Source organism: uncultured Meiothermus sp. (assembly GCF_937863175.1).
In the GTDB taxonomy this organism is placed as follows: domain Bacteria; phylum Deinococcota; class Deinococci; order Deinococcales; family Thermaceae; genus Meiothermus.
Map to the genome: position 1 here is coordinate 1 of NZ_CALMCQ010000099.1, position 11,135 is coordinate 11,135.

General features: G+C 61.2%; 8 protein-coding genes. 6 read left to right on the forward strand and 2 right to left on the reverse strand.

The window, feature by feature from the left end; all coding sequences use genetic code 11:
• Nucleotides 1–97 precede the first annotated feature (97 nt).
• A complete protein-coding gene (locus Q0288_RS03920; RefSeq protein WP_299427493.1) occupies nucleotides 98–2,167 on the forward strand; it encodes a TRAP transporter permease in 2,070 nt (689 codons plus the stop codon).
• Nucleotides 2,164–2,574 (forward strand): hypothetical protein, encoded by a 411-nt coding sequence (locus Q0288_RS03925; protein ID WP_299427495.1) that lies wholly within the window; start codon nucleotides 2,164–2,166, stop codon nucleotides 2,572–2,574. The genes Q0288_RS03920 and Q0288_RS03925 overlap by 4 nt, the downstream gene beginning before the upstream one ends.
• On the opposite strand, the gene Q0288_RS03930 is transcribed toward Q0288_RS03925, so the two are convergent.
• A complete protein-coding gene (locus tag Q0288_RS03930) occupies nucleotides 2,491–3,435 on the reverse strand; it encodes a patatin-like phospholipase family protein (protein WP_299427497.1) in 945 nt (314 codons plus the stop codon). The two genes, Q0288_RS03925 and Q0288_RS03930, sit on opposite strands and share 84 nt — an antisense overlap.
• A 312-nt stretch (nucleotides 3,436–3,747) precedes the next feature.
• On the opposite strand from Q0288_RS03930, the gene trpC reads away from it, so the two are divergent.
• The 4 genes from trpC to Q0288_RS03950 all read left to right on the forward strand — a co-directional run bounded on the left by trpC (nucleotide 3,748) and on the right by Q0288_RS03950 (nucleotide 10,620).
• Complete coding sequence (trpC, locus tag Q0288_RS03935) at nucleotides 3,748–4,530, forward strand: indole-3-glycerol phosphate synthase TrpC (protein ID WP_299427500.1); 783 nt, start codon at nucleotides 3,748–3,750, stop codon at nucleotides 4,528–4,530.
• 150 nt (nucleotides 4,531–4,680) lie between these two features.
• On the forward strand, nucleotides 4,681–7,953 hold the full coding sequence (locus tag Q0288_RS03940; protein ID WP_299427503.1) for an AAA family ATPase: 3,273 nt from the start codon (nucleotides 4,681–4,683) through the stop codon (nucleotides 7,951–7,953).
• Between the two features lie 255 nt (nucleotides 7,954–8,208).
• The gene (locus Q0288_RS03945; protein ID WP_299427505.1) at nucleotides 8,209–8,778 is read left to right on the forward strand and encodes a hypothetical protein; all 570 of its coding nucleotides are present in this window, start codon (nucleotides 8,209–8,211) and stop codon (nucleotides 8,776–8,778) included.
• 321 nt (nucleotides 8,779–9,099) lie between these two features.
• Complete coding sequence (locus tag Q0288_RS03950; protein WP_299427508.1) at nucleotides 9,100–10,620, forward strand: carboxypeptidase regulatory-like domain-containing protein; 1,521 nt, start codon at nucleotides 9,100–9,102, stop codon at nucleotides 10,618–10,620.
• Nucleotides 10,621–10,675: 55 nt separating this feature from the next.
• Here the strand turns inward: Q0288_RS03950 and Q0288_RS03955 are convergent.
• Nucleotides 10,676–11,135, reverse strand: a 460-nt coding sequence (locus Q0288_RS03955; protein WP_299427511.1) for a superoxide dismutase, incomplete at its 5' end; no start/stop codon positions are given.

An 11,135-nucleotide genomic window follows, 5' to 3' on the forward strand; every position in this document is an offset into this window, starting at 1 on the left:
GTTTTTTGCTCCCTTTGCAGAATGAGAAAATGATGTAAGACTATGGGCTGTAAGCAAAATGCCGCTATACGCCGTGCTGCTATAACCGGGAGACGCTATGACCAATCACAAACCGGACGATCTGCCGGAAGAAGCAGTGAAGATTATGGAAGAGGCCGAACTGGGCGGGCGCAAGCCCACCGGCGGGTCGCGCTGGCTGATTCTGGGTCTGGCTGTGGGCTGGAGCCTGTTTCAGGTCTGGGCCACCTACCTTGGCACCCTCGACTCCTTTTTCTTCCGGGCCATGCACCTGGCCTTTGCCTTCGCGCTGGTCTTTCTGGTCTACCCCTTCGGCAAGCGCAGCCGCCGCGACCGCGTCCCCTGGCTGGACTGGGTGCTGGGGATGGTGGCGGTGCTTTCAGCCTTGTACGTGGTGCTCGAGTACCCCGCATTCATTGACCTGCGCGGCGGGGTGGCCAACCGGGTAGACGTCTGGGTGGGCAGCGTCACCATCCTGATGCTGATGCTGGCGGCCTGGCGGGCGCTGGGGCCGGCCATGCCCCTGATCGCCATGGCCTTCATGCTCTACGCCCTGAGCGGGCCGCAGGGCAGCCTGGGCTTCACCTTGCCGGGTGCCCTGGGTGAACTACACGGTGGCTACCAGTGGCGTGCCCTGATCAGCCAGCTCTTCATGAACACCTCCGACTCGATCTGGGGCACGCCCATCGGGGTCTCGGCCACCACGGTGTTTGTGTTTGTGCTGTTTGGGGCGCTTCTGGATCGCAGTGGCGCGGGGGAGTGGTTCACCAACCTGGCCTTCAGCCTGCTGGGCGGGGTGCGTGGCGGCCCGGCCAAGGCTTCCATCGTGGCCTCTGCACTCAACGGTATCGTCTCGGGCTCATCGGTCTCGAACGTGGTGACGGGCGGCAACTTCACCATTGCGGCTATGAAGCGCGCCGGCTATCCACCGGAAAAAGCGGGAGCGGTGGAGGTGGCCAGCAGCTCCAACGGCCAGCTGATGCCCCCGGTAATGGGCGCGGCAGCCTTCCTGATGGCCGACTTCTTGCAGGTTCCCTACACTTCCTTGATCCTCATGGCGGTCATCCCGGCCCTGCTGGCCTACAGCACCCTGCTGGTGGTGGCCGACCTCGAGGCGGTCAAGCTGGGGCTCAAGGGGCTGCCTCGCTCGGAACTGCCCAGCTTCAGCCAGACCTTTCGTACTGGCTTTCACTACCTGATCCCGCTGGGATACCTGATCTGGGCGCTGGTGATTGCTCAACTTAGCCCCGAGCGAGCCGCCCTCAATACCATCGCAGTGATGGTGGTGGTGATGTTGGCCCAGGAACTGTTCCGGGCCATTTGGTCGGGTCGTGGTGCAGTACAGGGCCTGCGCAGCTTTGGCAGGATGCTGATTGACGGCCTGGCGACCGGGGCCAGGAACATGGTGGGGATTGCCATTGCGGTAGGGGTGGCGGGGATCATCATCGGGATGGTGCTGATCACCAACCTGGGCAGCGGCCTGACCGACCTGCTACAGGCGGTCTCTGGCGGCAATCTGCTAATTGCGCTGTTTATGGCCCAGCTCATCAGCCTGATCCTGGGTATGGGCCTGCCCACTACGGCCAACTATGTGGTGATGGCCAGTCTGGTGGTTCCGGTAATCGTCCGAATTGCCAGCAACGATGCCGGGGCCAACCTCGACGCGGTCTATGGCACCGTCACCTTCGGTGGGCAGGAGGTCTCGGTGCTGCGCATCGTGGCTCACATGTTCGCCTTTTACTTTGGCATCATGGCCGACTCCACCCCGCCGGTGGCGCTCGCGGCCTATGCGGCAGCCGCCATCGCAAAAGCCGATCCATTCAAGACCGGGGTGCAGGGTTTCGTATACGAGTTGCGGACGGCGCTGCTGGCCTACATGGTCTTCTTCAACCCGGCCCTGCTGCTGATCGGGATTGCTGGCTTCGGCGAAGGGGCCTGGGTAGTGGCTACGGCCTTCATCGGCCTGGGAGCCTTCTCCGGCGCTACGATGGGCTACCTCAACGGGCCGGCCAGCTGGCCGATGCGTATTGTGCTGTTAATGGCGGCCTTGCTGCTGCTTCCTTCCGACCATCTATACGATTTGATAGGTCTGGGCCTGATGATGATGGTGCTGGTCTGGCAACATTTTGCTAATATGCGGCGGACATGAACGCCGCGCTGCAGGCCCTGCTCGAGCCCCAGAGTCCCAGAGCCCACCGCCTGGCCGGGTTGCGCTGGGTTTATGCGCTGGCAGCTGCGGTTCAACTGTTCAACCTGGCCCTGTTTGGCTGGGCCATCCCTCCGATGCCGGCGCTCGAGGGCGCGGGGCTGGTGCTGGCCGGAGTGGGGATCGCCGGACTAACCCTGATCGAGGTGTTGAAGCGCAACCAGCTCAAATCGGGCCGGCCAGTCGCGCTTGCTCAGGCGGCGATGCTGGACGGTTTTGCACTGGGGCTCGCACTCTTGTTGTCGGTTTTCGCTCTGAGGATGGGGCTAGGCTTTTGGAGTCTGGGGTTTGCGGGGCTCGGGCTGGCCTGGTATCTGGTCGGGTTTCTGCGGCTGGCTCTTCGGCTGTAGTAAACGCGACCACCAGGGCCTGAGGATGGTCTGACCCTCCGGTCTGGTCAGGGACTGGCGCTTGAGCAGTTGCTCAATCTTTGGCAGCGCCTCCTCGGCCCGCTTGCGGCCCAGTTCGTAGGCCAGATCGGCCTTGGCGTAGTCGAAGGTTTCGATGGGAGGGTCGGCGGCCAGCGAAATCACCACATCGGCTTGTGCCAGAGCCATGCTCAGGAGGCGGCGACGCGAGGCTTCACCGGCTTGCAGGGCGGCCTCGAGGGCGCTTTTGGGCTTGCTGGGCTGCGTGCGATTGGAGATATCCACCGCTACGACTGGCCCCGCCTGTAAGGCCCTGGCCGCCGTGACGGGCACCTTTTCGGCCACATCACCATCTACGAGTAGCCGCCCGTGCCACTGCACGGGTGGGAAAATACTGGGTACTGCGCTGCTGGCGGCCAGCGCCTCGGATACGGGCCCGGCCCGCAACATGATCACCTCGCCCGTGTCGAGATCGCACGCCTGGATAACCAGCGGAACAGGGCTCTCTTCAATGCGGCGATCGCCAAACAAGGTGCGATAACCCTGGCGAATCCGGGTGCCCTCGGCCAGATAGGGCCGCCGCACAAAATCCAGTAGCCGACTGACCTGGTACAAAGCCCCGGTTTTTTGCAGGCGCTCGAGTTCGGGATCCTTCAGCCATTCACTTAACTCTTTGTGGTGCACGGTAATACCAAAGGCATAGGCAGCGGCTGCCAGGGCACCCGCAGAACTGCCTGCCAGGCCGACGATGGGAATCCTGGCCTCGGTCAGTACGTCCAGCACAGCCGTGTGCGCTCCGCCCCGTACCCCACCGCCTCCCAGTGCCAGCACAATGCCTTCCATAAGGGGTATGGTAGCAGAAATCTTAGACCGAGTGCAGTGAGGTTGATTGGGTCTGGCCAGGGAACCAGGAAAAACGACTTTATCTCGCTTCTCGCGATTTATCACTCCCCCAACGGCAAAAAAAGCAGCTAGTTCTACCCGCTGACTGGATCTTTCTTTAGGAAGACCGCTCAGGCCGCTGTTTTTACACAGGAAGCCGGGGGATGCACAGCGCCGGTGGACTGCTCGGACAGGGGGCGAGAATAGTGGGAACTGCGAGGTATCAGGAACTTGTCATGCGGGGCTACCAGGCCAAGGGGTAGCATAGGCGGTATGGTTCCAGAGCTATCCAGAGTGCCGGGCCTACTGGGGGAGATATCCAGACGGCGCTATAGCGAGGTGTTCGGACTCGAGGGGCTCGAGTGGGCGGTGCCGGCGGTTGCCCCGCCCTCGTTTAGCCAGGCCTTGCGGTTGCCGGGCCTATCGCTCATTGCCGAGATCAAGCGCAAGAGTCCATCTCAGGGTGAAATTGCAGTGGAGCTCGAGGCCGCCAGGGTGGCCCAGGCCTATGCCGCCGGGGGGGCCAGGGCCATCAGCGTGCTGACCGAACCGCACTATTTTGCCGGATCCGACCAGGATTTGCTGGAGGTCCGACAGGCGGTGGACTTACCCGTTCTGCGCAAGGACTTTATCGTGCATCCGGTACAGATGGCCCAGGCCCGGGCTATGGGAGCTTCGGCAGTGCTGCTGATCGTAGCTATACTGGGCGGCCTGACCCAGCCATATCTGAAGCTAGCAGGGGAACAGGGCCTGGATGCGCTGGTCGAGGTGCACGACGAGGCCGAGCTCGAGGTCGCACTGGCGGCGGGGGCCCGTATGGTGGGGGTCAACAACCGGAACCTGGCCGACCTCAGCATTGACCGCGCCACGGCACCCCGGTTGGGCCAGGTGGCTCGGCGGGCGGGGTTTGCCGGGTTGCTGGTGGCCGAGTCGGGTTACAGCGACCCGGCCCAGCTCGCCCAGATAGAAGATGTCTTCGACGCAGTGCTGATCGGCTCCAGCCTGGCCCGCAGCAGCCACTGGCAGGCAGCAGCGGCCCGGATGACCGGTCGCTAACCGCCCTTGAGGGCTATTAAGGGCTATGCTAGATGCATAATCTGCGGTTCAGACCAGACTGCCCGCCCTCAAGAGGAACTGCCTGGCCTGGTAAGTGAGGTTCTGGTGCGATTCAAGATCAGCCTCGAGCGAATTGGATAAGGGGAGGATGTGGAGGCCCTCTATCTTAGCCTGCTCGGCCCGCCACGGCTTCTGCAAGCGGGTAAGCCGGTCTCGAGCCTGCCCCGCAAAGCGGTGGCGATGGCGGCCTACCTGGCGGTGGCAGGCAACGCCGTCGAACGCGGGCGCCTGGCCGACCTGTTGTGGGAGGGCGAGGAAGAGGCGGTGCGCCGAAATCTTCGCCAGGAACTTTTCCGACTGAAGAATACGGCCTGGGAACAGGTGTTTGAGCAAAACCCACAACATATTGGGCTGGGGCCGGTCGCGACCGACCTCGAGGCTTTTTTGGCCCAGATGGCCCGGGGGGCCTGGTCGGAGGCGCTGGCTTTGTGGCGGGGGGGCTTTCTGGCCGGACTGGATCCCAAGGCGTCGGAGAGCTATTGGGACTGGTTGATTCCCGAGCGTGAGCGATGGGATCGTCTCTACCGCGAAGCCATGCTGGGTCTGGCCCGCAGCCAGGAAGCAGCGGGCAACTTTGCCGAGGCGCTCAGAGTCTATCTCAAGCTTCTTGCCGAAGACCCCCTCCAGGAAACCGAACAACAAGCCGCCATGCGTTTGCACCTGCAGATGGGCGATCGTTCGGCTGCGCTACGACAGTTTGAGCAGTATCGGATACTGCTATGGGATCAGCTCGGTCTGGAACCCAGCCTGCAGACCCAGGCTTTTCTGGAGCAACTGCGGGAGGGACAGCCCCTGCCTGCCCAGCAGAGCATGATTCAGCTGCTGAGCGAGCCCCCCCTGGTGGGACGCAGCGAGGACTGGGCCTGGCTCGAGGCGCACTGGGGGCGCGGCCTGCCCCTCCTTCTGGGCGAACCTGGGGTGGGCAAGAGCCGTCTGGCCCTCGAGTATGCCAAGCGCCAGGTGGGGTCTGGTCCCTCTGAAACCCTGCGCATCCGCCAGCGTGAGAGCGGGCAGGGGATTGGCTTTAGCGGCTTACTGGAAGCCCTGCGCCAGGCGCTCGAAGAGCAAAAACTGGCCAACCTCGAGCCTGCCTGGCGTGAAGAACTGGCCCAATTGCTACCCGAACTGGGCCTGCCGCCCAGCAACCCCAACAAAGCCCGGCTCTTTGAGGCCCTGTGCCGGGCGTTGCAGACCATGGTCCGCCCCGGCGGGGTGGTGCTCTGGGACGACTTACACTGGCTGGACTGGGCCAGCCTCGAGTTTTTGCCCTATCTGGTGCGCCGCTCTAGCAGCCTGGGGTTTTTCTTGCTCGGCACCGCCCGCCCCGAGGCGTTGCAGCAAAGCCAGCCCATGCGTCTGATCCTGCAAGAAATTACCAGAGAAGACCGCCTGTTCCAGCGCCTGCTGCAGCCCATGGATCAGCCTGCGCTGGTACAACTGCTGCGCCAGATGTCGGGCCAGCGCGAAGGTGGCGAGCGCTTTGCCGAGCGCTTGTTTCTGGCTACTGAAGGTAACGTATTTTACGTCCTCGAGATTCTGCGGTATCTCTTCGATCAGGGCTTGTTGCGGGCCGAAGCGGGGGCCTGGCATACCCCCTTCGATGGCTTCACCACCGACTACCGCGAGCTGCCCCTCCCCCCTAGTGTGCGCGATGCCCTGATGGAGCGGCTGCAACGCCTGGGCGAGGGGGCCATTCCCATTCTGCAAGCCCTGGCCCTGGCCGACTTTCCCCTCTTGCCCGAGCTCGCAGCCGGACTGCTACGTCACCTCGAGGCTCCCATCGCCGTGTTGGAAAGCCTGACCCAGACTGGATTTTTGCGGCTCGATCCGACCGGCTATACCCTGCGCCACGAGCTGGTGCGGCAGGCGGTGCTGGCCGAGATGAGTGAACCGCGCCGTCGCTGGCTGCATGGGCGAATTGCCAATGCTTTGCGCGAGGTGGGCGGCCCCTTGCCCCAACTGGCTGCTCACCTGGAAGCGGCGGGACAACGCGCAGAAGCCTATGTGGCCCATCTGATGGCCGGGCGCAGTCTCCGCCGTGGGCCGTTGGCCAGGCAAGCCCTGGAACATTACCACCGTGCCCAGGTGCTCTGTCCCCCACTGGAACCCGATCCCGAGCGCTTTCGCATGTTGATCGAAGCGGCGGAAACCCGGGTCTCGCTGGGACAATTGCAGATTCCCGAACGCCTGGAAATGACGCGCCTGGCCGACAGTTTGGGTGATCACGAGCGCTTCCGCCTGTTTTTGCTCAATGCCGATGCGGCCCTGGCCTCGGGCCAGGTAGCCGAGGGTATCGAAGCTGCGCGGGAGGCCATGCGCCTGGCCCAGACTCCCTGGCAGCGGGGCCACGCCCTTTTCAAGCTGGCCTGGTTCGAGTACCGAGGTGGCGACCCCGATGCACAACTCGAGCCCCTCCTGGCCTCCATCCGGGCCTTCCACGATATCGGTGACCAGGCCATGGAAACCCTGGCGATGCGCAATCTCTCCGGCTACTGGTTTCGCCTGGGCGACCTGCTCCGCCACGACCAGGACTACGCCCGGGCCCTCGAGTTTGCCCGTGAACTCGAAGACGGCCTGCTGCTGCGCCGCCTGCGGGCCGATAAGGTGATGGTGGACTGGGTAAAGGGCGATTACAGCACCAGCCTGCACGAGTCGCAGGCCCTCTACCACGAAGCCCGTGAGCGCGGCGACTGGTGGGCGTTGTGGGACGCACTCCAGGGCTTGCTGATGAATGCGGCCGTGTTGGGCCTGGAACCCCAGCTCGAGGCCACCGTCCAGCGCGCCCTGGTCGAGGCCGCCGAGGTAGGGGCCTGGCGCGATCTGGCCCTGCTCCGCTCCGACTACGGCAATGCCCTGATGGTCGAGGGCCGCCTGGAGGAAGCCCGGCGCGAACTCGAGGCCGCCCTGCGCGACCTGCGCGAGATGGGCGAGCGTGCCCGCCTGGGCCATGTGTTGTTTAATCTGGGTTTTACCCTTCTCGAGGTGGGTGATCTGGAGCACAGCCAGCAAACCCTGGAGGTGTCGGTAGAACTCTGGCGCAACCGCAAGGAATACCGTCACACCGCCCGTTCACTGGCAGCGTTGGCCCTGGCTCGCCTGCGGGCTGGCAATCGCAAGGGTGCGCGGCAAGCCGCCGAAGAATCCTACCATTTGCGCGCACCGTGGGCACTGGGTGTTTACGACCTACCCCTGGTGCTCTATGCCCGGGCGCGGGCCCTGGGCGATAAACGTGGCAACGCATACTTGCTTGAAACCCAGAAATTATTGCGTGACCTGGCCCAGCAATTACCCACCCATCTTTCCGAGCGCCTCCTGAACAACCGCTATGTGGCCTGGGCGTTGAAGAAAATACCAGGAAAGTAATCCAAATATAACGCCAACATAACGCAGGGCTTGCTAATTTCACCAAAGCTCTGCCCAAAGTCACCAGTCGGCTGAGTGAGTCCAGGGGGTAGTCATGAGGTATATGGCAATAGTGCTCGTACTAGGGTTGCTCTTGCTGGTTTCTTGTGGGGGTCCGGGAGGAAGTGCAGCCTGTCCCAATCCGGCCGTTTTTGATAACAGCGAGTGCAAGTTTGACGATGCCAACACTAAGTTTGGCCCCTAGGAGTGTGAGTCATGAAGGGAAGTAACCTTAAGTTTTTCTTTTTGGGTGTAGCACTGGTAGCTACAGGCTTGTGGGCTATGGCAGTGACGATTCCCAATACCTTTAGCGCGGGAGAAGTGCTCAGCGCAGCCAAAATAAACGCCAATTTTGCCGCCCTCAAAACGGCAGTGGATGCCCTCGAGGCAACGGTAACCGGAAAGCAAAACCGAGTGACCGGGAATTGTGCGGCTGGAGACACCATTCGTTCGATTAATGCAGATGGTTCGGTCACCTGTGGAACTTCGACCCGTGCCTCGGCGTGGATATCTTCCACAGGCAATGTAATAACTTCGAGTCCAGGAGTTACCTGGGTCATCACCAAAGTTGGCACAGGTCTTTATTGTATTCAAACCAGTCCGAATGTACTCAGCAACTACAGACCGATAGTCGCCACTATCAATGCTCCTGACAATAGTCCTGGCCAGATTAACGTCAACACTGGTTGGGGAAGTGCCTGCAATCCTTACGGGGGGTATAGCGTGTCAACCACTAATGCAGCGGGTGCTGCTGCCGACCGGGCATTTTCTATTGTTGTGCCTTGATTGCGCTACCCGGTCTGAAATGCCCATTCCACACGGGTTGTCGGAGATAGCATCTCAGCAAACGGAAGCCGTCTCAAAATTGTGTATTAGCGGTGAGGTAGCAATACACCCCAATTCACTAAATACTTCTGTACAACCTGGCTTGTTAATTGTTTGTTTTATTTTGTGAAACAACGTTCCAAAACTATGCTTTGCTGTGTGCATTGAAAAAATCGCCTTGCCGTATCCCAAATTCAGTAACGGCGATATAACGCTGGCCTTGTTAGCCTCGAGCTGGCTACAACCCGAGACCCAACATACCGGTTGAGCTTGGAGGTTTGTATGAAACGCCTATTCTGGCTTCTGAGCATGAGTCTGATACCATTACTAACCGCGTGTCCCGGTGGAGGTGGAGGAACCACACCCACCCTCACGGTTTCCCCCACCACTGCAACACTAACCGCCGGGACGGGAAACCAAACGTTCAACGCAACCCTTAGCAATGCGACTGGCACCATTAACTGGGCGCTCAGTCCGAATCTGGGTACGCTCTCGGCAACTACAGGCACTTCCGTTACCTACACCCCCCCAGCCACCGTAGCCAGCTCTACCACAGTACAACTCACTGCGACTTCGGGCACGCTAACGGCCACTGCTAACATCACCGTCAATCCGCCCGCCAACATCAATGTCTCTGGTACGGTAATTGGTATCAATCTGCAACCCGTTGCCAGTGCGCCAGTGGTCATTACCTCTGGCGGCACCAATTTCAGCACAACCACCAATGCAAGTGGCGCATTCAGCGTAAGCGGGATCACCCCCCCCTATGATGCAACTGTTGTAACTGGGAACCAGTCGCTCATTTACAAGGGTTTGACCCGCACCGATCCAACCCTGGTTTTTCTTGGGGTTGCCCCAGGTGTTTCTCGATCAGCAGCTCTTAGCGGGACGGTTTCGGGTGGCGCGGGCTTCCCCCAACCGGCAAACCACGTGGCCAGAACTGCTTTTGGATCACCCGAGGCGGTGGATAGCGCGACGGCCAACACTACTACGGGCGCTTATAACATGGGTACGGTAAGCTGGTTTGGCCCCATTACCACCACCGGGAATATCCATGCGCTTCAGTGGCAGTTTGATGGAACCAACCTGCCCACCGACTACACAGGCTATGGGGAAAAGCTCAACGTAGCGCTGTCTGATGGTGGAACGTTTGCCAGCCAGAACGTCACTATGTCCGGGGTAAGCGAGGCTACTATTTCGGGGTCGGTCGCGCTTCCAGCCGGATACAACCTTGGAAACAAGCGCATGGCGGTTGGCTTTGCGGATCGGTCGCTCATCAGTGTGCTGACCGACACCGGCGCCAGCACCAATTTTGCCTACACCACACCCAATGTCACTGGGGCTACCATCCAGATGCAAATTACTGCGGCCAATGGTGCAGGAACCAGTGTGGTAACAACCAAACCAGGTCTGGCCGTCAATGCAACCAGCGTTTCGATTCCCGTGCCGGCGGGCTCGGATCTAAGCTTGCCGCCAAATGCCGCTACCAATGTAAACAACAGCACAACCTTCTCCTATACGCCCTTCTCGGGGGGTGTGCACTTCGTAGTGTTTAGCGGCCCTGGGACAAACCCCGATTATGTGGTGGTAACCACAGCCGCCAGCACGACCATTCCCAATCTTAGCTCGGTCGGGCTTGGGCTACCCGCGTCCACAGTCTATTCCTGGAATGTCCAGGGGGCCGCACCCTTCGCAAGTGTAGACGCTGCTGCGGGGCCTGGCGGATGGCTGGCAGTCTTCCTGGCTACTGCCGAAGGCAGTCGCACTGCATCTACAAGCCGCACATTCACCACCGCACCCTGAGACATCCAAACGTCAAGGCCGGGGAGCTCCCCGGCCTTTTTTGCTAAAAGTTCACTTAGAACCGGCTGGCTACCTTGTCCCAGTTGAGCACGTTCCAGATGGCGGCCAGATAGTCGGGGCGGCGGTTCTGGTACTTGAGGTAGTAGGCGTGTTCCCACACGTCAATGCCCAGCAGGGGGGTGTGGCCTTCCATCAGGGGGGAGTCCTGGTTGGCAGTGCTGTAGACCTGCAGCTTGCCGGAGGCGTCCTTCACCAGCCAGCTCCAGCCCGAGCCAAAGCGGGTCAGGCCGGCCTGGGTCAGCCGGGTTTTGAGGTCGTCGAAGGAGCCAAAGGTTGCCGTGATGGCCTCGGCCAGTCTGCCGCCGGGCTGCCTGGCTCCGCCGGGGGTCAGGATGTCCCAGAACAGGGTGTGGTTGTGGTGGCCGCCGCCGTTGTTGCGCACCGCAGCGCGGATGGTTTCCGGTACTTCGTTGATCCGCCGCAGAATTTCCTCAATCGGACGATCGAACCATTCC